The organism is Marinomonas aquimarina, assembly GCF_900089755.1.
GTDB classification, from domain to species: Bacteria; Pseudomonadota; Gammaproteobacteria; order Pseudomonadales; family Marinomonadaceae; genus Marinomonas; species Marinomonas aquimarina.
Map to the genome: position 1 here is coordinate 324202 of NZ_FLOC01000002.1, position 24433 is coordinate 348634.

The following is a 24433-nucleotide window of genomic DNA, read 5'->3' on the forward strand; positions in this document are numbered from 1 at the left end:
GATTCTCAGGCGTCCGAGTTACGGCTGCTCTAAACGCAGACAGTCCAGTGTGCGATCGCCACTGTAAACCAACATAGCGGTTTTGCCCCGATCCCAAAAACTGAGGATGTCGCCGTAGTAATAGGAGCCACTGTCCGAGGGCTCCAATGTCAGAATATAGCTGTAATGATTGATGATGACGTGTGCTTGACCTGGATCGAATGCGACAAAGACTTGCAAGCCAGCACAAGCGTATTCATGGAGATTTTTGGCCACATAAGGATGCGCATAATAAGCGTAAGTAGGATAGCTAAGGAGCAACCCCAGCATACAAAGCAGTCGTTTCATCTGATTCCGTTCATTCAAGACAGGCAAGCAAGGGCGCTATTCTAATCAAGCACCGCAAACTTGTCTCGCCCTAAATACTGACTAAATGATCAGCTTTAAATTTTATTCATTTGCTGTTGCAGCTCAGACATATGCTCTTCAGTCATCTGGTTAACCCAATGAATCACCTGTTCACTGCCTTCCTCTGCTAAGCGCATAGCGTCCACTATCTCATTGCGTAACGACGCTTTGACCTCCCAGTCACTGGTCATTTTTTCAAGTGCCAGATGCACTGACTGATGGACCTGCTGGTGCGGCTGCTCTAGTTGCTTGAAGGCTGCCGATTTGGCCACAGAAGAATGACGCGCTTCGCCGTAATACCATTTCCCCATACGGCAAGAATGATGGTCTACCTGAGCCGCTTGATATTCATTGTCTTCAGGTGACGCGTGCAAGGCGACGTAACCATTTTGCTTATAAATCACGTGATCAAGCTTGATTAAGGAGTGATAAATGACCGTCGCAACACCGTCTACACTCAACGCCGACATGCGTGAAGAGCGTGCCAGCTGATTAAACTGCTGCTCAAAGCCCCCCACCAAGTCCTGCATATCGGCACTGAGCATTTTCGACTCCTCGGTAATTCGACTGACCTCGCTGACTTGTTGGCTAAGGGTGGACAGTACTTGGTCCACCGATTCTGCCGTCTCTTTGGTGCGATTCGCCAGTAGCTTCACTTCATCGGCCACCACTGCAAATCCCCGTCCAGCCTCACCAGCACGAGCGGCTTCAATGGAAGCGTTCAAAGCTAACAAATTGGTTTGTTCGGCGATGTCCTTAATCGTCACCAAGGAAGCCGTGACCTTGTTGGAATCGCGACTCAGCGCTGCCACAACGTCGGCCACTTTCATTATGGTGGCACTTACCGTATTGATCGAATGACGGATCTGCTCGACGGCCCCCAAGCTCTGCTCAGCACTATTAGCGTTCTCTGAGGCTTGTGCGCCGATACGCCCAACTTCTTCGTCGACGCGCATTAAATCGGACTGCGCTTCACGCAGGTTACCAATTAGATTTTCCGTATTCAGTTCATGCAGTTTCGAAGACAACTCGTTACGGTTAATCAGCGATACATTGGCGTGCATCGCTTCTACCGATTTTTGTACGGCACTGATGGAGCGTTTCATATTTCCTGGTAGGCCGACTCCTAACGGGCTGCGATGAAAGTCGCCTTTGGTAACGTATGCAAAGCTGGTATCCAATTCTTTGAAATAGGTTTCGATCCGATCGAGCAGATCGTTCAGCTCCCATGCAACTATTCCCAGCTCCCCCAACCCTTTGGTACTGGTAATGCGGTGATGCAATTCGCCTTTACGACAGGCTGAGATGGTAAAGGAAAGACGCCCAAGGGTGTCCACCAAGCGCAGGCCTTGCCAGACCATGATGGCAAACGCCAAGGCAATCAGGATTGAAGCACTGACGTTAAAAACCAAACTTTGCCAGACAAAATGATTACCCAGCATGGCCAATAGCAAGGTTAGGACAAAGGCGCCTAGGCCAATAAATTGAGTGCGCAAAAAAGGAATGCTGCGACTGATGTGGCTTTTCTGCATTGAACTATTTCCCCTGCTGATACAACTTGATCATGGCTTCGTTAAACGATGGCGCTAAAGCATCCACTTGCTCCAATAACCAAGCCATGGAGCGGTTCACACCGTCGTTACCAGGATGGCGCGCCTCTATGTCGCGCATGTTTCGATAGAGCTCTTCACAGGTTGGCAGGGCTGAGCGTGGTGGTTTGCGGCGCACAGAGAAATACCCTTGCGCTTCACCATGTTCGTCTAAGTCCGCAGTGACATTAGCAAACACCCAATAATAGCTGCCGTCTAAGCAGCGGTTTTTGACGAAGGCAAAGAACTCTTCCCCGTTTTGCAGCATTTTCCACATCAGTCGAAAAGCGCCACGAGGCATGTCTGAGTGGCGAATTAAATTATGCGGTTCTCCGAGCAACATTTGTTCAGAGTAACCTGAGACTTGCATAAAGCTTCGATTGGCGTAGGTGATTTTCCCTTTTTTGTCAGTCTTACTAACTATTAAATCGTCGTCCTTGAGTACTACTTCTTTTTCCAAATTCTGCGTTTGGTCGGCACACATGGTATTACTTCCTTAACTTGCCTGAGCGGAAACGATTTTCGTGGCCGAGTCTACGCCCCTGAAAAGTTCAAACGGTGTCCTAGATCAAGGGAAGAAATAACCAGCGATTATGATTGGTAAAGAATTGTTCGTTTTTGTACAACAATTTGACCGTTTTATCTTTGACAGGTAACCCCGATTGCTAATACAGTAACGCCGTCGCTTAGGCGACTTCGTTCTCGGGGCGGGGTGTAATTCCCCACCGGCGGTAATGAGAGGTTCTCAAAGCCCGCGAGCGCTTTCTTGAAGACCTATGTTTAGGGGAAGAGAAAGGTCAGCAGATCTGGTGTGACTCCAGAGCCGACGGTTATAGTCCGGATGATAGAGGACGGCGTAGACAAGATACATCTATACAGACTTTGAACTCTTCAAAGCGGTTTGGCTTGCCTCCCGTTCGCCCTGATTCAGCATTTTTTGTGGAAGACATACTTATGAATCAGAGCTCAACGAATTCTCAAACATTTAACCCATCAACTAAACGTGTAGCATTCCTTCACGCGTCTTGGCACAGTGATATTGTCCTACAGTGCTGGGAAGGCTTTAAAGAAGTATTGTTGTCGCACGGTTACAACGAAGACAATCTAGAATTGATCGCGGTACCAGGCGCATACGAAATCCCGCTACAGGCTAAATTGCTAGCAAAAACAGGTAACTACCACGCTATCGCAGCAAGTGGTCTAGTGGTAGACGGCGGTATCTACCGTCATGATTTCGTTGCCCAAGCCGTTTGTAATGGCCTAATGCAAGTACAACTTGAAACCGAAGTACCAGTACTAACAGCCGTGCTAACTCCACACAACTTCCATGAGCACGATGAGCACTCTAGCTACTTCAAGCGCCATTTCGTGAAGAAGGGCCAAGAACTGGCCGAAGCAGCAAACCGCACTATGCTGCTAACTGAACTAGCAAAAAGCTAATCAGTCATAAATTAAAAAGGCAGCTCTCGCTGCCTTTTTTGGTTTGAACAGCTTCATTACCAGACCAGGTTCACCCCCGCGACAAAGCCACTGCCCAAGCGTTCTTCCTCAAAGTCGTCAGAAATAATACTCTCATGGTAATAGTGGCCATAGACTCCTAGGTTACGTATTAAGCGCCAATCGACTCCCACCTTTAATCCTAGCTCAGTGAAAACATCGTTATCCCAATCTACGGATAAAAACGTCGGTCGAACATCACCACCGATAAACCAGGTCACATCACTCATGATGGGCATAAATAAGGTTGCCTTAGCGCTTAATCCGGTTCGTTTGTAGGCCCCACGCTCCGTTTGGCTTAGGCCCATGGTGATATCCGCGCCACGGGGATCCTCGCTTGAGCCCTCGACGCTAAAACCACGAAAGCCAATCATTTTAATATCGGTTTCTAGCCCATGGTCGAGCTCGACTTGCTCGTAGTATAAGCCGCCAAAACCTGGACGATTATTTTCTGGCTTAATGCCAATGCCCACACCAAATTGCGTGTAATCGGCCCCTGCACTGGCTTCCAGTAACAGCGTGCCTACCTCATTCTCGACGGTGTTGGTGGCCGCGCTGGCCATGGAAGCACACAACGTCAGCCCTAACATTCCCAATATTCGCTTCATATCGCCTCTCTCCTGTTCATCCCTTTGCAAGCTTTGCTCTTCCTGAGCCAATGGTTTGCTATAGAGTAGGGAGATTTTAGTTATGAAACAAATAAAAAAGCCCTGCTTTGCTGATCTCACACAAGCAGGGCTTTGCTGGTCTAACCCAATTAACGCAACGAAGCTTTAAACTCTAAGCGGCGCGCGTGCAACAATGGCTCGGTGTAGCCATTGGGCTGCTCTTTACCTTTGAAAACGAGGTCACAGGCCGCTTGAAACGCCACGCCGTCATAATTTGGTGCCATAGGAATGTACGCGGGATCCTTGGCATTTTGCTGATCTACTACCGCAGCCATGCGCTTCAATGAGGCCATTACCTGCTCAGCACTGCAAATGCCATGCGCTAACCAATTGGCTAGATGCTGCGAAGAGATCCGTAAAGTGGCGCGATCTTCCATTAGGCCAATATTGTTAATATCCGGTACTTTGGAACAGCCCACGCCTTGGTCAATCCAGCGCACCACATAACCGAGGATGCCTTGGGCGTTGTTATCCAGCTCAAACTGAATCTGTTCATCACTCAGTGTGGTCGGATCCTCAAGCAAGGGAATGGATAAAATATCCGCTAAACTGGCCCGTTCACGCTGAGCCAATTGTGCTTGGCGCTCACGCACATTGACCGTGTGATAGTGCGTGGCATGCAGAGTCGCGCCATTCGGTGACGGCACCCATGCGGTACTGGCACCAGACATCGGATGGCTAATTTTCTGCTCTAACATGGCCGCCATTTCATCGGGCATGGCCCACATCCCCTTACCGATTTGCGCTTTGCCCGGTAAGCCACATTCAATGCCAATATCTACGTTCCAATCCTCGTACGCCTTGATCCAGGCTTCTTGCTTCATGGCGGTTTTTGGCACAAATGGGCCAGCGAGCATTGAGGTATGAATTTCATCGCCGGTGCGGTCCAAGAAGCCGGTATTGATAAACACCACCCGTTCTTGTGCTTGGCGGATACACTCTTTTAAGTTCACCGTGGTACGGCGTTCTTCGTCCATAATGCCAACCTTGATAGTGTTACGGTCAAGGCCCAAAGCTTGTTCGATACGCTCAAACAGTTCTACGGTAAAGGCTACTTCTTCTGGACCATGCATTTTAGGTTTTACGATATTCACGCTACCAGCACGGCTGTTGCGGCGCTCAGTGTTGCCCTGCAAATCGTGCATCGCCGCCAATACGGTAATCATGCCATCCATAATTCCTTCTGGAACTTCCTTGCCATGAGCGTCCAAAATTGCCGGATTGGTCATCAGGTGACCGACATTACGTATAAACAGCAAACTGCGGCCATGCAGAGAAAAGCGATTGCCTGATTTATCAAGGTACACTCGATCTGGGTTCATGGCGCGGGTGATGGTTCTGCCACCTTTATCAAAGGATTCTTGTAAGGTGCCTTGCATCAGCCCCAGCCAATTGCGATACACCTCGACTTTGTCATCGGCATCCACGGCGGCAATGGAGTCTTCACAGTCCATAATGGTCGATACCGCCGCTTCCAGCAGAATGTCTTGAATGCCGGCTTGATCATGTTGGCCGATAAAGCCCGCTGGATCGATTTGAATCTCTAAATGCAGCTCGTTGTTCTGCAGCAAAATGGCACTTGGTGCATCGGGCTTTCCTTGGTAGCCAACGCATTTTTCAGTGTCTTTTAGCTGCACCACCTCGCCATTTTTCATAGTGACCGCTAACTCCCCATCAACTATTTGGTACTGCAACGCTTGGGCATGGGAGCCCGCTACCAAAGGCGCTGCTTGATCCAATAACTGACGACCAAAAGCAATCACGCGAGTGCCACGCACAGGGTTGTAGGCGCCACAACGCTCAGCCCCCTCTTCTTCTGGGATGGCATCAGTGCCATACAAGGCGTCATATAAACTGCCCCAACGAGCATTCGCCGCATTCAACGCAAAGCGCGCATTTTTTACTGGCACAACCAGCTGTGGTCCCGCCTGCACGGCAATCTCGCTATCCACATTTTTCGTCGAAATTTTGAAATCTGCGCCTTCTGGTAACAGATAACCGATTTCGGATAAGAAGTGTCGATAAGCTTCTGGATCATGGGCTTGCCCAGAACGCGCACGGTGGTAGTCATCAATCTGTTGTTGAATTTCATCCCGCTTAGCCAATAAAGCAGCGTTTTTAGGTGCCAAGTCCGTGACGATTTCTTCGAAGCGCTGCCAGAAGACCACAGGGTCCAGGCCAGTACCCGGCGCGATCTGCTCATTTACTAATTGAAAAAGGCTTGTTGCGATCTGCAGACCACCCTGCTGAACTCGTTCTATCATAGTTGTTTCCTCCACGGACTGGCTTAGCGGCCAATATTTTTATTGATGACACTTAAGGCAGGGATCGAAGCCTTCAAACATTCACAAAATGAATACAGAAATATCTTTTTGTGAATAAAAACCACTGAAAGCCTATTACCACTTGGTAATTTTATGACTTAAAGCCGAATTTAAGCGCCTGTGAATTCACTATGGCTGGATTACACTCAAAAATCACATTCACAAAAGATATGATCACGATAACAAATATAGATTATGTAAATCTCAAAAAACATTACAGACTGAAATGGTGATCTAGAAATGCACGACCGCCAGCAAGCGGTGAAGCGACCTAACCATGAAAGAGGAATCTGCAATGTCACATTACAAAAACGATATCGACGCAACTGCTACCCTAATCGCTCAACATGGCACACCGTGGGTAGCCATTAACCCTGAATACACTGCCCGTATGCGAGCTCAGAACCGCTTCAAAACCGGCTTAGACATTGCCCGTTACACCGCGAAAATTATGCGTGCTGACATGGAACGCTATGACCGTGACCCAAGCCAATACACCCAATCTTTAGGTTGCTGGCACGGTTTTATTGGTCAACAAAAAATGATCTCGATTAAAAAGCACTTTAACTCAACCGATCGTCGCTACTTATACCTGTCTGGCTGGATGATCGCTGCGCTGCGCTCAGAATTTGGTCCACTGCCAGACCAATCCATGCATGAAAAAACCTCTGTACCGGCATTGATCGAGGAGCTGTACAGCTTCTTGCGCCAAGCCGATGCCCGAGAAATGGGTGGTTTATTCCGCGAGATGGATAACGCTCGTGAGGCGAGCGATGAAGTCAAAGCGGCCTCATTACAGAAGCAGATTGAAGAGTACCAAACCCATATCGTGCCAATCATTGCTGACATTGATGCGGGCTTTGGTAATGAAGAAGCGACCTACCTCTTAGCGAAAAAAATGATCGAAGCGGGCGCTTGCTGTATTCAGATTGAGAACCAAGTATCGGATGAAAAGCAATGTGGGCACCAAGACGGTAAAGTGACCGTGCCGCACGAGGACTTTCTCGCCAAAATCCGCGCCGTGCGCTACGCCTTCCTAGAGTTGGGAGTTGATGATGGTGTGATTGTGGCCCGTACCGATTCGTTGGGAGCAGGCTTAACCAAACAAATCGCCGTATCCACTGCTCCAGGGGATTTAGGCGCGCAGTACAATGCTTTCTTAGATGTGGAAGAAATCGATATCAACAACGCCAATGAGAGCGATGTATTAATGGTTCGTGATGGCAAACTGGTACGTCCAAAACGCCTCGCGAGCAATCTGTTCCAATTCCGTAAAGGCTCAGGCGAAGACCGCGTGGTGCTGGACTGTATTACTTCACTGCAAAACGGCGCAGATCTACTGTGGATCGAAACCGAGAAGCCCCATGTTGGTCAGATCAAAGGTATGGTGGATCGTATTCGTGAAGCCGTGCCCAATGCCAAGCTGGTGTACAACAACTCACCGTCTTTCAACTGGACGTTGAGCTTCCGTCAGCAGGTGTTCGATGCTTGGCAAGAGCAGGGCCATGATGTATCAGCTTACGACCGCGCTCAATTGATGAGTGTTGACTATGACAACAGTGATTTGGCGCAAGAGGCGGATAACCGCATCCGTAACTTCCAAGCGGATGCCGCCCGCGAGGCCGGTATCTTCCACCATTTGATTACTTTGCCGACCTACCACACCGCCGCCTTGTCGACGGACAACCTAGCCAAAGAGTACTTCGGTGCCGAAGGCATGTTGGGTTACGTGAAGAAGGTACAACGAGAAGAGATCCGCCAGCAGATTGCCTGTGTCAAACACCAAAACATGGCCGGTTCAGATATGGGTGACGATCACAAAGAGTACTTCTCAGGCGATGCCGCACTGAAAGCCTCTGGCAAGGATAACACCATGAACCAGTTTGCTTAACCCACCGTTACGCGGTAGATCAACACTCCACAAGAGTGATCTATTCCCCCCGCGTTGGGCCGCTTATGCGGCCCTTTTTTGACACTCTCATTTGACCCTTTAGTAATCCACATTACACTGAACGTTAGTACTGTCATAGATTGTTCATTATTTATGCGACAGAATGGTCGCGGGAACTAATTAAGATAATAAACAACCAAGTGATTAAAGAAGATGATGGGGTAAACAAAAATGAGCGATATCTACGTTTTTTTTTTCAAGCAGAAGACGGCATACGAGATGACCTTGGAACCTTTCTGTGACAAAGTTTTATTAATCGTTAACGTCGCATCAAAATGTGGCTTAACGCCCCAGTATGAAGGACTTGAATCCTTATACGAACACACCAGAGATCTTGGGTTTGAAATCCTAGGTTTCCCAGCAAATGACTTTGCAGGCCAAGAACCTGGCACTGATGCAGAAATCAAAGCCTTCTGTAGCGAAAACTATAACGTCAGTTTTCCTATGTTCAGCAAAATTGTGGTGACTGGAGAGAACAAGCACCCGCTTTATAAGTTCTTGATCGAAGAGGCCCCCATTGCGGTCAACCGTGCTGAAATGGAGGAAAAACTCAAAGGCTACAATATCGAGCCGACAGCAGAGCCTGAGGTTGTTTGGAATTTTGAAAAATTTGTCATTAGCCGCTCTGGCCAAGTACTAGGACGCTTTGCGCCCAACACACCACTAGACGATGTGAATCTAGTGAGCACCATTCGTGTGGCTTTAGCAAACGGCTAACCCCCCCCTAATCGATTGGCCAAGGTAACAGTGACTATCCGCTGTCACCTTGGCCTGCTTTTTTAAGCGGAACGGAGAGCAAAAGTAAGTGCTCACTGCTGACATTAGTCATATCTATGCCCCCCTAGGGAAAGATTATGACAAGCCGCTAGCCGTACAAAGCTTCTGCTGCATAGCGTAACTGCAATATTGAGCGTTGCTGCTTAGTCAGTCCTTTAACGACCAATGCGTAGGAATGATCGACCATTCGAGATAGCTCACCAAAGGGCAATGAGCCATCTAGATACACACTGTTCCAGTGCTTCTTATTCATATGATAGCCAGGCTGCACCGCGCTAAAAATACTGCGGAGCTCTAAGGCATGGTCAGGATCACATTTCAAATTCACACGTGTCATCCCTTTTACTTCGCTCACCAAAGCGAACATCTTGCCGCACACCTTATAGACCAAAGCATCGGGGCCAAATGGGTATTCAGCAACCGCTTCTGGCTTGGCGGCGATGTAGTCAATCAATTCCTGTTTGCCACTCATCTAGCCTCCCAATTTGCGCATCAGCGCAGCCCCCTCACCATAGCTCGCCGAGACTGTGCGTTCAGCCAGTTTAAAACCAAAACGCTGCCAAAATGGCACGCTACCCTGTACAGAGACCAAGCGCCATTCATGCCAACCCAGTCGCTGACTACGATCCAGTAAATGCTGCACCAACTGGGGTCCGACACCTTGCCCCTGATACACTGGCGAAACCGCTAAATCGTGCAGAAACACATACTCTTCAGCAACCCCTTCAGGCAGCGCTTCCCCTAAATCAGGCAAGCGCTCCCCTGCCCAAGTATGGGCCAAAAGATAGCCTGCGATAGACTCAGGCTTCACTTCATCATAAAAGACAAAGCAGAGCTCGGGAGAGCGCTGCCATTTGCCCTGCATCACCGCTAACGGCTCTGGCGCCACATCATGGTATACCTGTGATTGGATCACCATAATTTGCGGCCAGTCTTGCTCAGATATCGTTCTAATCATACTCCTCGCCTTACGATCAATTGCTGTGCCCTAGTCCATCACATACTGACACGATAGTAGGCGCACAGGTAGAAGAGTCGCATAAGAAATGCCCCTCTTCTAAGCCAGGAACTATATTAGAAAAGCGAGAAACATAGAGTTAGATCAATATATTTAATTGATTAGAAGCAATACACTCAGTGAGATTGTAAGTTTTTACACATTCTTCACAGGTAAGGGGCAAGCTGTCTATGCATCAGTACATATCCGTTCGTTGGAAAATTTTATTGCCGATGGCTGGCATCCTGATTTTCATCATTGCCGCACTCAACCTCTATTCCTCCTATCAGCAAAAACACCAACTACTGGATTTAACAGAACACCAGTTATTGGACATCGCTAATGGCTATATGGACAGCATGAATGCGCTGATGTTTACCGGCGCCATGGCCAGTCGTGAAATGCTACGTGATAAAATCTCACAACGAGAAGGCATTGCTGGCGTCCGTATGCTTCGTGGCGATGCGGTCAGCAGCATTTATGGCCCAGGTTTTGAACACGAACAGCCGCAAGACGATTTAGATCGACGCGCCTTAGCCGGTGAAACCATTATTGACGTGGCCAATGTCAACGGGGAACGTCATATCACCCTATTACTGCCTTTTGAAGCCTCTAGCGACCGTCATGGCACCAACTGTTTAACCTGTCACCCAGTTGCCGAAGGCACCATTTTAGGCGCAGCACGTATCACCTATTCCATGGCGCAGCGTGACCAAGATATTGAAAGCGCGATCATTAAAAACTCCACCATCAATTTTATCGCCATCGCTCTGGGGTTAATGGTGATTTACTTCATTATGTTGAAAGTGCTGATTCAGCCTTTGAATCGCCTGAAAGACACCATGGCCGTGATTGGCGAAAATGCCGACCTTCGCCCACGTATTCAATTAGGTGCCCATGACGAGTTCCGTAAAGTCGGGGAAGCAACAAACAATATGCTGGATCGCTTCCAGCCAACCATCCACAGCCTCACCCAGACAATGGACAACTTAAGTTCCTCTGCGGATCAGCTGGCGTCGGTCACCAGAGAGACCAGTGAAGGCGTTGATAAGCAGAAAAACGAAAGCGAGCTTTTAGCACAATCGATCCAAGAGCTGTCTAACGCCGCAGAAGAAGTGGCGCAAAATGCCGCCAACGCTGAAGTCGCAGCCAGTGACACCAAACACCTTGCCGATGATGGTAAAAACATGGTGCTGCATGTGGCGCAAACCAACTCAGAGCTGGCTCAAAAAGTGGAGTCAGCTACAGATGTGGTGAAAAAACTTGCCGAAGGCGCTCAAGGCATTGGTCGCGTATCACAAGAAATCAGCGACATCGCAGAGCAAACGAACCTGTTGGCGCTTAATGCCGCCATTGAAGCAGCCCGCGCAGGGGAGCAAGGACGGGGCTTTGCCGTGGTTGCAGATGAGGTACGCAGCTTAGCGAACCGCACACAGCTGTCGACTGAAGAAATTCGCAATATCATCGAAAGCCTATCCACTATTTCGAAACAAGCGGTTAATGCGATGGAAAGCAGTAAAGCGCAGGCTAACAACAGTGTCGAAGACGCGAGCAAAGCCGCCGACGCGTTAGAAGACATCGCCCAAAGTGTCGATCAGATCCGTGAAATGAACACCATGATTGCGGCAGCCGCCTCGGAACAAAGTGCCGTGGTAAATGAGATCAACAACAACATTCACGCCATCAGTGCCATCTCTGAACAAACTGGCGCAGGGTCCCATAAAACCCTGATTCAAAGTGAAGAGATTGCCAAGATTTCACAATCTCTGGACCAAACCATTAATCAATTTAAGTCTTAACGCACATCACATCAGGCTGCCACATCGCTTCGGCGGTGTGTGCAGCATTGATTGACCGACAACACCCACAGCCCCCCTACTAGCCAGCCTGCCATCACATCGGTTGGCCAATGCACGCCTAGCATGATGCGACTCACGCCCACCAGCAGAGAACTCAGTACAGCAAATACAATCAATGTTCGACGCGCCCCGATGTGTTGCCATGGTCGCGACATCACCAGAGCTGCGGTCAAAAAACATACCATCGACATGGTGGCATGACCCGAAGGAAAACTTGGGGTATAGACTTCGATCAAATGTGGGACCAGCTCAGGCCGTGGCCGAGCAAAAATGTATTTAGCCCCCATGCTTAGGCCTACCCCACCCAGAGACAAGAGCAAAACCTCTAAGCCATCCCGAACACGGCGGCGCATAATCAACACTAACGCTAGGACAGCCATGGCAAACAACAACACCCAATTACTGCCAAGCGCAGTAATATCCCGTGTCACCACAGCCAGCCATACCGGGCCACGTAACATTAACGAGGCCTCCCGAAACCACAATAAAACCGCTCGATCAAAAACACTGACTGGGGCTAAAGCAAGCCAAGTTAGCCCCGTCAGCGCTAGCACTGACATTAAGTAAGCAATACGGATTCTCAAAATACCTCCCTTTCGCGGACCGATCTTTTTGTAATAATAAGCAACTATACCCGCCGCAGTTAAAACTGGCGGCGTTTACACCGAGTTTCCACCTTCTCTCGACGCGTTATCACACGCGTCGATTTCGTTCTATCAAGGGATTTGTCATGCAAGCATACCAATGGGGCGTGTTCGCTCTAGCGTTAGGTGCCTTCGGAATCGGCACCACCGAGTTTTTTCCTATGGGCTTATTGCCTACCATTGCCGAGGGCGTCCAAGTCTCTATCCCCAGTGCCGGCTTGTTAATCAGCGCTTATGCGGTCGGTGTTATGTTTGGCGCGCCACTGGTGACCTTGTACCTGACACGCTTTAGCCACAAGGCCTCCTTGATTGCCTTGATGGCTGTGTTCTTCGCTGGCAACCTGCTGTCAGCCATTGCCGTGGATTACACTACCTTACTAATTTCCCGAGTGGTCACCAGTATGTCGCACGGGGCGTTCTTTGGTATTGGCGCACTGGTGGCAATGAAACTTGCCCCTGTTGGCAAACAAGGCTCAGCCGTCGCCTCAATGTTCTTAGGCCTAACCATTGCCAATATCATTGGGGTACCAATAGCCACTTGGCTGGGACAGGCAATTCATTGGCGCATCGCGTTTGCTGCCACGTCGGCGCTCGGCTTGGTGGCCATGATTGGTTTGTTGCGCACCTTGCCAAGCATGGAGAAACCCAACCGACCGAATGTCAGACAAGAGCTGCAAGCGATTCTGCAACCGGCAGCGCTGCGGACCTTTTTAACCACGGTATTATGTGCCGGCTCAATGTTTACCCTCTATACCTATGTCACGCCGATTCTACAAACCCTCGCGGCGGTGGCAGACGCACACATTGCTTACCTGCTGATGATCGCAGGCATTGGCTTTACCATTGGTAATTTTGTCAGCGGTAAGTTAGCGGACCGATCACCGGACTTATCGCTGACCGTGTCGTTGCTAGGACAGGTCTCTATTCTGTCCGCATTTAGCTTTGTAAGCGTCAATCTTGTCAGCGCAGCCATCACGATTTTCCTATGGGGTGTGGTGAACTTTATGATTGGGCCGCCACTGCAGATGAAGGTCATGACCATTGCCGACAAAGCACCTGGCTTAGCCTCATCTATCAATATCGGCGCGTTTAATCTCGGCAATGCTCTAGGGGCAGCATTGGGTGGTGCGGTGATCACGGTTGGCTTAGGCTACGAGTGGATCCCTGCGTCGGCAGCGATCTTATCCCTTGCAGCGTTAATGTTATTGGCCATCAACCGCAAGCTGGTTGCTCAAAGCGTCTAGTCTGTCTTTAAAGGAAGGTTAACCATGGAACAGCTTGTCTCTATGATGCTCGATGCGGGCAAGTCTGGTTTAGACATGGCACTGTATATCTTGCTGCCCATTATGGTCATCATGTTAGCCTTTATGAAGCTGCTCGATGCCAAAGGCGTGCTTACTTGGCTGTGTAACAAGGTGGCGCCCATTTCACATTTGTTTGGCATCCCTGGATTGGGCGTCTTTGCGGCCTTAAAGCTGACCTTTGTCAGCTTTGCCGCGCCCATGGCCTCGTTGTCTATTATGGACAGCAAGCGCTTGAATAAGCGCCATATTGCCGCGACGCTGGCGCTGATCTTTACCATGTCTCAAGGCAATGCTACCTTCCCGATGCTCGCCCTCGGCCTCAACCTTCCTGTGCTACTGCTCAGCTCGCTTATTGGCGGGCTGTTATCTGCTGCGTTTACCTATTATCTGATGAGCAAAAACTTGCCCACAGATGAGTTTAAAGACGAAGCAGACAACCTCCCCCAGGCCGTCGACAAGCAAGCCAAGACGGTAATGCAAATCTTGTCTGAAGGTGGCATGGAAGGCATGAAGATCGCACTCAACATGATTCCGATGCTGATTCTGGCGTTATTTCTCGTCAATGTGCTTGAAGCGCTGCATGTGATTGACCTACTCACGATGCTATTAGGCCCTGCTTTGGCCTTGATTCATCTACCAGAAACCGCAGTATTGCCATTGGTGACCAAGTACGTCGCAGGGGGCACCGCTTACATGGGCATTATGTTTGACCTAGTGCAGCAGGGGGTCATCAGTGCACGTGAAATGAATATGATGGCTGGTTTCGCCACCAACCCCTTTGATGTGGCTGGCGTTGCCTTGTTTGCCGCCACCGGCCAACGCATCGCGTCAGTGGTGCGCTACGCCTGCTATGGCTGCCTCGTCGGCATTATGGTGCGCGGTGTGATTCACGTACTCGTGTTCTATTAGCCGCTAATAACCGCTCCCTCCTCGTTAAGACCGTTTGTGCATACTTGATAAATATTGAGAAAGCCAAGTCCATGCGATTGATTAGCCTGCTAGGCTTTTCTAAGATACCTAGCAGGCTAACTAATTGAGAGATAACATGGATCAGAATATCGGCTGGAATCTAGCGCGCGCCGCCAATAATTGGCGTCATGTGGTCGACCGCCACATGTCAGACATTGGTTTTACCCAATCTAAGTGGATCGCCATGATGCATTTAAACCGTTTAGGGCAAGGCTGTACGCAAAGCGATCTGGCAAGCAATATTGGCATCGAGCAACCTTCTCTTATAAGAACACTCAATCAGCTTGAAGCATCCGGTTTCATCGAGCGACGCGAATCACCGAATGACGCACGCTGTAAAACCTTATGGTTCACTGAAGAAGGACAACAACAACTCAATGTCATGCAAAGCATAGCGGAACAAGGACGCTCGGAATTGCTATGCGGCCTATCACCAGAACAACGTGCCCTCCTTGATGAGGCGCTACTCACCATCATTGCAAACGCTCAACAATTGAGTGTCAAAGAGTAACTATGACCCCTGATGTACATTTTAATCGCTGGATGAAACGCGCGATCGTCCTGTTTTTCATTATTTTCGCCTACTTGATCGTAGCCGACATGACCATTCCTATGACCAGTTATGCAACCGTTCAGCGCCCAGTGCTCAGCATTGCCCCACAAGTCTCTGGTCAGGTTGTCACCGTCGCTGTGCGCAACAACCAAGTCGTGCAACAAGGAGATTTGCTGTTCAAAATTGAAGACACAGATTACCGTTTGGCGGAGCGCCAAGCCGAGCTGGCCCTTGAGCAAGCTTACCAGCGTAATGCCACATTACGCGCCAACATCGCCGAAGCCGATGCTGAGTTGGTGTCTGCCAAAGTCGCGTTACAGGAGAATGAACGCGAGTATCAACGCTTAACCAAACTGCGCGGACAAGATTTGGTCAGTGAACAGCAACTGGACCAAGCCCAAACACAGATGCAGGCCAGCCGCGCTAATTTAAACGCCATCGAAGCCCGTAAAAGTGCCATTGTGATCGAGCTGGGCAAAGACGAAGACAACAATATTGAGGTCAACAATGCCCGCAATGCACTGGCTAATGCGCGCTTAGATTTGGCCCGTACCGAAGTGCGCGCGCCACAAGATGGCGTGATTTCAAATATGCAGTTGGTCCCAGGTATGGTGACGCAAAGTGGCCAGGCATTGCTTTCGTTAGTGGTCACTGGACATGATCGCATTACCGCAGACTTCCGCGAGAAAAGCATTACCAATGTCCAACCAGGTACCGCAGCATTGATTGTTTACGATGCTTTTCCTGGGCAACTGTTTGAGGGCATTTTAGACAGTCGTGATTTCGGTATTTCTCAAGGACAAAATATGGCCAACGGTGTGCTGGCCACGCCAGATGACAGTGACCGCTGGGTGAGGGACGCACAGCGTATTCGCATCTATGTGAAACAACAGGGCGACTTACCTGAGTCTCTGGTCAGCGGCTCCAAAGCCACCGTGATGGTGGAATCCTCTGACGCTTCTGTATTCCGCTTTATCGGCCACCTGCAAATGCGCATTGTGAGCTTATTGCACTATGTTTATTGAGATGAAGGCCAATGAAAAACGACGCCTGCTACGTATAGCGTTTGGCACGACCATCGGCTTCGCGGTGTGCAAGTTGATGGACTGGCCTTATGGCGTGTTTTTCACCGTGTTTCCGATGCTGTTATTGGGCATGGTGCCGACCTTTAATCGTACCTTAGCAATCGAGTTCATTGTCGGTGCTTTTATCAGTGCCGCTGAAATGTGGCTACTACAAGCTTTCTTTAAGCCCTACCCAACCGCCATGTGGCTGGCTGTATTGTTTATTTTCGGCTACCACTTTCGCTTTATGCTGACGACGCGTTATTTTCTGATGTGGGCTTCAGGGTTGATCACTCTATCGACGCTGCTGAATTTTGGCAGCTATGATGCGAGTCAGGCGACAGATATGGTGGTCACAACCGTGTTAGCGGCCTCTATATCAGTAGCGAGTGCTTACTTACTGTATTGGTTACTACCGGATTTAGAGCCTTTTTCAGGCACACCTCCGCCAGCCCCCAGTGCCGCACAAATTAATCACAGAACCTTGCTTGGCGCGCTCTTGGCAACGGCCTCTTTTACTGTGTTTCAGGTATTTGACCTGCAAGACTCACTCTCCGCACAAGTGGCGACCATGCTGATCTTGTTCCCGATGACCTATCAAGGTTCCATTGCCAGTGCTAAGAAGCGCTCCAAGGGAGTGGCCTATGGCTGTGGCCTTGCATTAATTATGCAGGTGTTGATGTACACCCTGATTGGCAACTTCTTCTTGGTTTGCATCTCACTGTTTATCACGGTCATGATCACCGCCTACTTCCACCTAGTGGAACGCTCAGGGTCAGGCATTGGTTTTGGTGCATTGACCACTATCGGTATTTTGTACGGTCAATATCTCACGCCCCATAACGATATTTTTTACAGTGCCGTGTATCGTTTCAGCTCTGTTGTGGTAGCCATGCTGTTGGTTCTAATGCTGGCTTATATTCTGGATTATGTACTGAACCAATTCAAAATGACGCGTAACTTTGGTTAAAATACGTCAAATTGCCCATTCAGCCGAATCCATGGATTCGGCTTTTTTGTCTCGTTAGCTAATTGCTAAAGTTAACATTCTGCTACAAAAACCCTATCGACGCTCTGCTCACCATTCTCTAATTTGGTTACTTGTTTGATTAATAATCTTTAGATGTGTAATTTATTTTAAAAATAATAATTAGAAATCTAAACAATATGATGAGTCACACAAGGAATCAGTTATCATGAAAAAAGTACTTTTAACCACCGCTGGGGCATTGTTTGCCTGTACCTCATTCGCCGCTGATTGCGGCAAAGTCACCATTGCAGAAATGAACTGGAACTCCGCCAGCCTTATGGCCAACGTCGACCGCTTTATCTTAGAACATGGTTACGACTGTGACGCGGAATTAGTCCCAGGGGATACCATGCCCACAGGTGCTTCCATGATTGAGAAAGAAGAGCCGGATATTGCACCGGAGTTCTGGACCAATTCGATGAAAGAAGCCCTTGACCGTGGCGTGGAAGAAGGCCGTTTGAAAATCGCGAGTAAGTCTCTTTCAGATGGTGGCGAAGAAGGATTTTGGGTACCCAAATACATGGTTGAAGAATACCCAGAACTTGCCACCATCGAAGGAGTGCTTGAGCATGCCGACCTGTTTACTCACCCTGAAGACCCTTCTGTGTCGGGTTTCTACGGTTGCCCCGCTGGTTGGAACTGTCAAATCACAGCAGGCAATCTGTTCCAGGCCCTGCAAATGGATGACGCAGGCTTTGAGCTGATTGACCCAGGCTCCGGCGCAGGTTTATCAGGTTCTATTGCGCGCGCGTATGAGCGCCAAGCACCATGGATTGGCTACTACTGGGCTCCTACGGCCATACTGGGCAAGTATGAGATGGTCAAAGTAGACTTCGGCTCCGGTGTTGATGAGGAACAATTCCGCCAGTGTATTACCAGTGAATCTTGCTTAGACCCTCAAGTCACCATGTACCCACCTTCTCCGGTATACACCATGACCACAGCGCAATTTGCGGATCGTGCACCACAGGCCTTTGAATACATGCAATCCCGTTCATTCACAAACGCTCAAATGAACGGCTTGTTGGCATGGATGGAGGAAAACCAAGCCGATGGCCAATACGCGGCCGAAAACTTCATGTTTGAGCATGAAGACATCTGGTCTCAATGGGTGAGCGCTGACGTGAAGCAGAAAATCGTTAGCGCACTTGACGAGCTCTAAGCTCAATAAAATAGGGGGGCCAAGGCTCCCCTATTTTACTTGTCCTGCACTTTCCTTCCGCTACAGTGAGATATGATTTATGGCAGACGCATCCTGGCTAACCGAGTTTCCAGATATGAGCCGTCGCGAGCTACTTGCGATTCGCAAATCTTTAGACGGTGCTTACCGTGACTTTTCCCGTGAGTACGGTGACACAATAGAAACTCTCTTTGACCCGCTTTTAAGCTTTTTGGTTTGGTTCGAAAACCTTCTTATTCAAACACCTTGGTGGATTATCTTAGTTGTCATCACCGCCATTGTGCATCTAGCAACACGCTCTTGGAAACTGAGTACAGGGGTGGTGGTGTCCATGCTCTTGATTGGCTACTTCGGCATGTGGGAAGACACCATGCGGACCCTGAGTATCATCACCGTCTGTACCTTGATGTCGATTGCACTAGGCATCCCGATCGGCATATTAATGTCCCGTTCGGACCGGGCTCAGTCGATCGTCACCCCGTTGCTGGATGTGATGCAAACCATGCCCGCCTTTGTCTACCTGATCCCTGTGGTGATGTTGCTTGGCATTGGTAAAATTCCTGGGGTGATCGCCGTGGTTATTTATGCCATTCCACCGGTAATCCGTCTCACCAACCTTGGCATTCGTTTGGTCAGCAAAGAAATTCTTGAGGCAGCCACCGCCTATGGCGCGACTCCGTCACAGCGTTTGTTTGGTGTGCAATTGCCGCTGGCCATGCCCACTATTATGGCCGGCATTAACCAAACCATTATGATGGCACTGGCGATGGTGGTGATTGCGTCCATGATTGGTGTCAAAGGCCTCGGTCAGCCGGTACTGAAATCCATCACCAACCAGTACTTCACCTTAGGCCTAATGAACGGCTTGGCGATTGTTGCGCTGGCCATCATGTTTGACCGCGTTTCACAAAGTTATGCAAAGCGCACTCAAAGACATCTAGAGGGACAAGATCATGGCTAATCAAGAAAATACGCTTATTGAAATTGAAGGCCTATATCAAATCTTTGGGCCACAGGCAGATAAAGTTCTGCCTAAAGTTCAAGCTGGTGCCAGTAAAGATGAAGTGCTCGCAGAAACCGGCCACACAGTGGGCTTACAAGATATTAATTTGTCCATTGAGAAAGGCGAAATCTTTGTCATCATGGGACTATCAGGGTCAGGAAAATCCACCCTCATACGTCACTTTAACCGTTTAATTGACCCCACTGCCGGTAAAATTAAGGTCAATGGTCATGACATCATGCAGTTGCCAATGAAAGAACTGACCGAGTTCCGTCGTCATAAGATGTCGATGGTGTTCCAGCACTTTGGCTTACTGCCCCACAGAACAGTGGTAGAAAACGTCGGCTACGGTCTTTCAATCAAAGGTCTTAAAAAGGCAGAATGGGAAGACAAAGCCAAGAGTTGGTTAGAGACAGTTGGCTTAGCGGGCTACGAAGAGCAATACCCGTCGCAGCTTTCAGGTGGTCAGCAACAGCGTGTCGGCTTGGCGCGAGCACTCTGTACCGATGCGGAAATCCTATTAATGGATGAAGCCTTCTCCGCCCTCGACCCTTTGATTCGCTACGACATGCAAAGCCAGCTAATCGAACTGCAGGAAAACCTTCACAAGACCATTATCTTCATTACCCATGACTTGGACGAAGCCCTGCGCCTGGGCGATCGAATAGCGGTACTAAAAGATGGCAAACTGGTGCAGGTCGGTAAGCCGGTCGACATCATTCTCAACCCTGCCGACGATTATGTGCGTGCTTTTGCAAAGGACGTTAACCGTGCGCGAGCTTTGTTTGTTAAGAATGTTATGACCGCCGAAACGCCTATATGCGAAGCAGAAGCCGATTTGGCGACACTGATCGAGCAATATGGCATCGCTTACCGTGTCGTCAGCGAGGGGGAATTTGAAGCCTGCTGTGAATGCACGAGCGCTGGACAGGGGCATTGGTACAAAGTCCCCAGCCTAAAACGCGGACAACTACTTCAGGAGATTCTGCCAACCATGCTGGGAAGCAAACTAGCGCTGCCTGTGATCGATAAACAGCAGCAACTTTGTGGCTTCCTAAACCATCAAGAATTGGCCAAAATGCTGCAGCTTCCGAGCCAGCTCGAAGCCGCTTAACCTCTACTCCTGAGCCATCTTAGCCTTATTCCTGAGATGGTTCAGGAAAATAAATTGGTGTTTGCCCTTCTTCCCAGGCAGGATATTTCAGCATCACCGTTTTGAAATCATCACTCTGCAAAAAAGCCGTTAACCAGCGCTTTAGATGCGGATAAGGACTTGTTTCAAACCACTGACTGTTGACCCCAGCGAATTGGCGTATAAATGGAAATACTGCCATGTCGGCAAGCGTCATCTGTGCCCCTAACAAGTATGGAGAGTGGGCCAAACGCGTCTCTAAGCGCTGTAAGAAGCGCTCGCCTTTCTGGCGATAGTAGGACTCAGGGAACTCGGGATGTCGATCGGCGTATTTATAACGATCCAGCCATGGCTTAAAGCAATGATCGTTAAAGCCTATCCATGCTCGAATCTTGGCCTGTTGTTGCGCTTGCGCTGGCCATAATTGCTCAGCCATCGTTTGATCCTTTGCATGTTCAATGGCCCAGAACATAATGTCCATGCTCTCAGGGAAACGCTGCGCCCCCACTAACAGTTGCGGGACCGTAGAGCGACCACCAAGATTGAGCAGTGCCTCAGGTTTGTTTTTTAACACAACTTCGCGCAGTTCTACTTGTGTGCCCAGTTTAACCAGCGCATAACGGGCACGCATGGCATAGGGACAACGGCGAAAACTGTATAAAATCGCTAGCAAAACTTTCTCCAAATCAACAAGTTATAAATATCACTAGTATAAAATAGTGCCACCAAATAAATAGCAAACCATTAGTTTCTGATAGCACCACCATTAATACGACTAATGGATGCCCATTTACGACACCCTGTCTATTGAATAGACAACAATGTTCATAGAATGCGTAAATAACAAAATCATTAATCATTACAAAAGGATTCACAATGAAGAAAATCACCAAGTTTTTTTCTGCCCTAGCGTTCGCTCTGCCACTTACGATTCAGGCACAGACCGTTGAACTGACCACTATGAACTGGCCACCATTCTACGGCGACAGCCTTGAGCGTGGCGGCTTCATCACCGCCATCGTTGACGAAGCGCTGGAACAAGCAGGCTACGATAGCACGATCGAGTTTACCGCTTGGCAAAACGCTCTGGACGTTGTGAAAAGTGGCGACAAAGATGCCATTGTGGGTGGTTACTATTCAGAAGAACGTGCCCAAGAGTACTACTTCTCTATTCCAATCTACACAGTACTAGCAGGTCTGATCAAAAAGCCAGACTTCCCACTGAATAACTACGACTCATTTGAGTCACTTGACCAGTACAACATCGCGAAAATCAAAGCGACTGTAATCGGTGAGTCTTTCGATAACTTCCCATTCTCAAACCTAAAAGAATACCCAGAAGTTAAAAATGCTGTTAAAGCATTAGACGCAGGTGAAGTAGATCTATATGCAGATAGCCTAGCGGTAGCGAAAGCCGCGGCTGAAAAAGAAGGTGTAGACGGCTCTCAACTACAAATCCTTCTGCCACCGCTTGAAGAAAATGATCTGTACCTATTGATCTCTAAATCGATCCCGAATGCAGAAGAGCTTCGTGATGCCTTCAACAAAGGTTTGATCTCGATCCAAGGTTCTGGTCGTTACGATGAAATCCTAGCAGAATTCAACCAGCAGTAATTTCGTTAGCCTGTCCATTAGGGCAGGCTAATAGTATGCTTATAAGGCCCACAGAAGACCTCTGTGGGCCTTTATTTTTCCGGACACATACTACGGAGCATGGAATGTTCTCTCCCAGTACCATTACCTTAGTCGCTAACCCACCACGCTTAAGCGACTGTGATACAGAGCAAAAAGAATACGCTCTAAAAGACAAAGATCAGTACCATAAGAAGCTGAAAAAAGCGCAAGAGCTGATGCTCCAAGTGCAGCAGGCTTATTACCACCAAGGCAAACGGGCCATCATTGTTTTTCAAGGCTGGGATGCTGGCGGTAAAGGCGGAGCCATCCGTCGTATTACGGAAAAATTGGACCCCCGTGGCTACCGTGTGCACCCTATTGCTTCACCAACAAAAGATGAGCAAGGCAGACACTATCTCTACCGCTTCCAAACACGCTTACCCAAACCTGGTTCCATCGCTATTTTCGACCGTTCTTGGTACGAACGCGTACTGGTTGAGCGTATAGAAGAATTTGCCTCGCCTAACGAATGGCAACGTGCCTACCAAGAGATTAATGAATTTGAGCGTATGCTGACCGATGATGGTGTACGCATCATTAAAATCTTTATGCATATCTCTAAAGATGAGCAATTAAAACGCTTTGAAGAGCGCCTTAATAACCCCATCAAACAATGGAAACTGACAGAGGAAGACATCCGCAATCGTGCTAAGTGGGAGCTTTACGAAGAAGCTACGGATGAGATGTTCCAACGCACTTCTACCATGTCAGCCCCTTGGCACATTATCCCTGGCAATAAGAAATGGTTCGCACGTGTGGAAGTGTTGAACACCGTGATTGATGCCCTGTCGAAAGAAATGGACTTATCGCCACCGGCTGTTGACGAAGCCGTGATCAAAGCAGCGCGTAAGCAACTGGGTATTGAGATCGCTGATTAATACTGCTTGCAAAAGGAAAGGGCCGATTAAATCGGCCCTTTTCGTTCTCAGTTACCACATCAAATCATCAGGGATTTGGAACTCTGCGTACGGATCGTCTTCATCGACTTCCTCTGCTTTAGATGAGGTATTCAATACCAGAATCATATCAGGTTCTTTCTCTTGAACCTTTTCCGCGATACCTTTCGGCACGATTTCATACTGGCCTTCCAGCTTAGCAATCGCCAAACGACCTTCAGATAGGTCTTTATGCATTTTTTCCGAGACGTATAGCTTCTTCACCTTCTTCTCATCAGTGAAGTTGTAAGCAATCTCACCGTCTTCTTTCTCAACACGGTTCTGGATAATAATCTGGCGGATCTGACCAAGAATGGCTTTGTATTCAATTTCCGCTTGGCGCTTAAGGTTAAGCTCTTTATCTCGAGCAGCCTTTTCTTCTTTCTGGCGTTTTAGCTCCGCCTGACGGGCTTCTTCTGCAGAATTGTCTAGCTGACCTTTCTTCTGCTTCTGCTTAGTCTGCAGCTTCTCAGCCTTAATTTTATTCGCCTTTTTCTTATCGACGACACCAGCACCTAACAGTTGTTCTTGTAAGGACTTAGCCATGTAAAACCTCTAATAAACGCATATCAATAAACTGCGTGCATTATAGCGTTTTTGAAGATTAATTCCCTGCCCTTTTTACAACCCACTCGTACGACCCGGCTCCGTCCGGGGACGGGATTACTTTGATCGCGGGGTACAACCCGCTCGTACGATTTCCGACAGACGTAAAGTATTTCAGGGGTCAGATCCCTCAACAGTATGCAGGGTACCGTTCCGTTAAGTATGTCTCTGCTCTCATCAAACATCTTTATTTATCTCTTATTTAAATAAGTTGCTCTTTTGGAATCGACTCACAGGGTGACGATAAGTACTGCTATTCATATCAATCGCAACCTTACTTAAAAGGGTTA

General features: G+C 48.7%; 24 protein-coding genes, 1 pseudogene and 1 riboswitch. Of the genes and pseudogenes, 14 read left to right on the forward strand and 11 right to left on the reverse strand.

The features are described from left to right. Nucleotides 1-18: 18 nt before the first annotated feature. The 4 genes and pseudogenes from MAQ5080_RS03510 to MAQ5080_RS03520 all read right to left on the reverse strand — a co-directional run bounded on the left by MAQ5080_RS03510 (nt 19) and on the right by MAQ5080_RS03520 (nt 2460). On the reverse strand, nt 19-255 hold the full coding sequence (locus tag MAQ5080_RS03510; protein WP_197464635.1) for an MliC family protein: 237 nt from the start codon (nt 253-255) through the stop codon (nt 19-21). A 167-nt stretch (nt 256-422) separates the two neighbouring features. After that, nucleotides 423-932, reverse strand: coding sequence for a CZB domain-containing protein (locus tag MAQ5080_RS17755; RefSeq protein WP_414853280.1), 510 nt, complete (start codon nt 930-932; stop codon nt 423-425). Further along, nucleotides 909-1919 (reverse strand): annotated as a pseudogene (locus MAQ5080_RS03515) (methyl-accepting chemotaxis protein); the annotation flags it as partial. The gene MAQ5080_RS17755 and the pseudogene MAQ5080_RS03515, both read right to left, overlap by 24 nt. Nucleotides 1920-1923: 4 nt before the next feature. Further along, nucleotides 1924-2460 (reverse strand): PAS domain-containing protein, encoded by a 537-nt coding sequence (locus MAQ5080_RS03520; protein ID WP_067211838.1) that lies wholly within the window; start codon nt 2458-2460, stop codon nt 1924-1926. 210 nt (nt 2461-2670) lie between these two features. Beyond that, nucleotides 2671-2833: riboswitch (FMN riboswitch) on the forward strand. 97 nt (nt 2834-2930) lie between these two features. Here MAQ5080_RS03520 and MAQ5080_RS03525 point away from each other — a divergent pair. Then, a complete protein-coding gene (locus tag MAQ5080_RS03525; RefSeq protein WP_067211842.1) occupies nt 2931-3416 on the forward strand; it encodes a 6,7-dimethyl-8-ribityllumazine synthase in 486 nt (161 codons plus the stop codon). A 56-nt stretch (nt 3417-3472) separates the two neighbouring features. Here MAQ5080_RS03525 and MAQ5080_RS03530 read toward each other — a convergent pair whose 3' ends face one another. Then, the gene (locus MAQ5080_RS03530) at nt 3473-4081 is read right to left on the reverse strand and encodes a hypothetical protein (RefSeq protein WP_156496592.1); all 609 of its coding nucleotides are present in this window, start codon (nt 4079-4081) and stop codon (nt 3473-3475) included. Between the two features lie 149 nt (nt 4082-4230). After that, entirely contained in the window at nt 4231-6405 is a 2175-nt protein-coding gene (locus tag MAQ5080_RS03535; RefSeq protein WP_067211848.1) for a malate synthase G, read from the reverse strand. Between the two features lie 355 nt (nt 6406-6760). Between MAQ5080_RS03535 and MAQ5080_RS03540 the strand changes: the two genes are divergently transcribed. Both MAQ5080_RS03540 and MAQ5080_RS03545 read left to right on the forward strand, forming a co-directional pair. Beyond that, nucleotides 6761-8356, forward strand: a complete 1596-nt coding sequence (locus MAQ5080_RS03540; protein WP_067211852.1) for an isocitrate lyase — start codon at nt 6761-6763, stop codon at nt 8354-8356. Between the two features lie 231 nt (nt 8357-8587). Further along, complete coding sequence (locus MAQ5080_RS03545; RefSeq protein ID WP_067332937.1) at nt 8588-9133, forward strand: glutathione peroxidase; 546 nt, start codon at nt 8588-8590, stop codon at nt 9131-9133. Between the two features lie 148 nt (nt 9134-9281). On the opposite strand, the gene MAQ5080_RS03550 is transcribed toward MAQ5080_RS03545, so the two are convergent. Continuing rightward, a complete protein-coding gene (locus tag MAQ5080_RS03550) occupies nt 9282-9665 on the reverse strand; it encodes an MmcQ/YjbR family DNA-binding protein (protein ID WP_067211858.1) in 384 nt (127 codons plus the stop codon). After that, nucleotides 9666-10151, reverse strand: a complete 486-nt coding sequence (locus MAQ5080_RS03555) for a GNAT family N-acetyltransferase (RefSeq protein ID WP_067211862.1) — start codon at nt 10149-10151, stop codon at nt 9666-9668. Between the two features lie 230 nt (nt 10152-10381). Between MAQ5080_RS03555 and MAQ5080_RS03560 the strand changes: the two genes are divergently transcribed. Next, nucleotides 10382-11989, forward strand: coding sequence for a methyl-accepting chemotaxis protein (locus MAQ5080_RS03560; RefSeq protein WP_067211865.1), 1608 nt, complete (start codon nt 10382-10384; stop codon nt 11987-11989). A gap of 11 nt (nt 11990-12000) precedes the next feature. Here MAQ5080_RS03560 and MAQ5080_RS03565 read toward each other — a convergent pair whose 3' ends face one another. Continuing rightward, nucleotides 12001-12633, reverse strand: coding sequence for a phosphatase PAP2 family protein (locus tag MAQ5080_RS03565; protein WP_156496593.1), 633 nt, complete (start codon nt 12631-12633; stop codon nt 12001-12003). Between the two features lie 146 nt (nt 12634-12779). Here MAQ5080_RS03565 and MAQ5080_RS03570 point away from each other — a divergent pair, with 146 nt between their 5' ends. The 8 genes from MAQ5080_RS03570 (at nt 12780) to MAQ5080_RS03605 (ending at nt 20910) form a co-directional block, all read left to right on the forward strand. Beyond that, entirely contained in the window at nt 12780-13937 is a 1158-nt protein-coding gene (locus MAQ5080_RS03570) for an MFS transporter (protein ID WP_067211871.1), read from the forward strand. Between the two features lie 24 nt (nt 13938-13961). Next, the gene (locus MAQ5080_RS03575; RefSeq protein WP_067211874.1) at nt 13962-14906 is read left to right on the forward strand and encodes a nucleoside recognition family protein; all 945 of its coding nucleotides are present in this window, start codon (nt 13962-13964) and stop codon (nt 14904-14906) included. A 136-nt stretch (nt 14907-15042) separates the two neighbouring features. Beyond that, nucleotides 15043-15477, forward strand: coding sequence for a MarR family transcriptional regulator (locus tag MAQ5080_RS03580; protein WP_067211877.1), 435 nt, complete (start codon nt 15043-15045; stop codon nt 15475-15477). Between the two features lie 2 nt (nt 15478-15479). Beyond that, nucleotides 15480-16544 carry an HlyD family secretion protein gene (locus tag MAQ5080_RS03585; protein ID WP_067211881.1) on the forward strand — a complete coding sequence of 355 codons (1065 nt, stop codon included), beginning with the start codon at nt 15480-15482 and terminating at the stop codon, nt 16542-16544. Further along, nucleotides 16534-17553: a DUF2955 domain-containing protein gene (locus tag MAQ5080_RS03590; RefSeq protein WP_067211884.1), complete on the forward strand. Its 1020-nt coding sequence runs from the start codon at nt 16534-16536 to the stop codon at nt 17551-17553. The genes MAQ5080_RS03585 and MAQ5080_RS03590 overlap by 11 nt, the downstream gene beginning before the upstream one ends. Before the next feature lie 226 nt (nt 17554-17779). Further along, nucleotides 17780-18775 carry an ABC transporter substrate-binding protein gene (locus tag MAQ5080_RS03595; RefSeq protein WP_067211887.1) on the forward strand — a complete coding sequence of 332 codons (996 nt, stop codon included), beginning with the start codon at nt 17780-17782 and terminating at the stop codon, nt 18773-18775. A 79-nt stretch (nt 18776-18854) separates the two neighbouring features. Further along, complete coding sequence (locus MAQ5080_RS03600) at nt 18855-19754, forward strand: ABC transporter permease (protein ID WP_067211890.1); 900 nt, start codon at nt 18855-18857, stop codon at nt 19752-19754. Further along, on the forward strand, nt 19747-20910 hold the full coding sequence (locus MAQ5080_RS03605) for a quaternary amine ABC transporter ATP-binding protein (RefSeq protein WP_067211894.1): 1164 nt from the start codon (nt 19747-19749) through the stop codon (nt 20908-20910). The genes MAQ5080_RS03600 and MAQ5080_RS03605 overlap by 8 nt, the downstream gene beginning before the upstream one ends. Nucleotides 20911-20935: 25 nt before the next feature. Here the strand turns inward: MAQ5080_RS03605 and MAQ5080_RS03610 are convergent, their stop codons facing one another. Beyond that, nucleotides 20936-21601 carry a glutathione S-transferase gene (locus MAQ5080_RS03610; protein WP_082861129.1) on the reverse strand — a complete coding sequence of 222 codons (666 nt, stop codon included), beginning with the start codon at nt 21599-21601 and terminating at the stop codon, nt 20936-20938. A 203-nt stretch (nt 21602-21804) separates the two neighbouring features. Between MAQ5080_RS03610 and MAQ5080_RS03615 the strand changes: the two genes are divergently transcribed. Then, nucleotides 21805-22542: a substrate-binding periplasmic protein gene (locus MAQ5080_RS03615; RefSeq protein ID WP_067211897.1), complete on the forward strand. Its 738-nt coding sequence runs from the start codon at nt 21805-21807 to the stop codon at nt 22540-22542. Nucleotides 22543-22646: 104 nt separating this feature from the next. Then, entirely contained in the window at nt 22647-23480 is an 834-nt protein-coding gene (locus MAQ5080_RS03620; protein WP_067211900.1) for a polyphosphate kinase 2 family protein, read from the forward strand. A gap of 51 nt (nt 23481-23531) precedes the next feature. Here the strand turns inward: MAQ5080_RS03620 and MAQ5080_RS03625 are convergent, their stop codons facing one another. Further along, nucleotides 23532-24083 (reverse strand): DUF2058 domain-containing protein, encoded by a 552-nt coding sequence (locus MAQ5080_RS03625; protein WP_067211904.1) that lies wholly within the window; start codon nt 24081-24083, stop codon nt 23532-23534. Nucleotides 24084-24433: the final 350 nt, after the last annotated feature.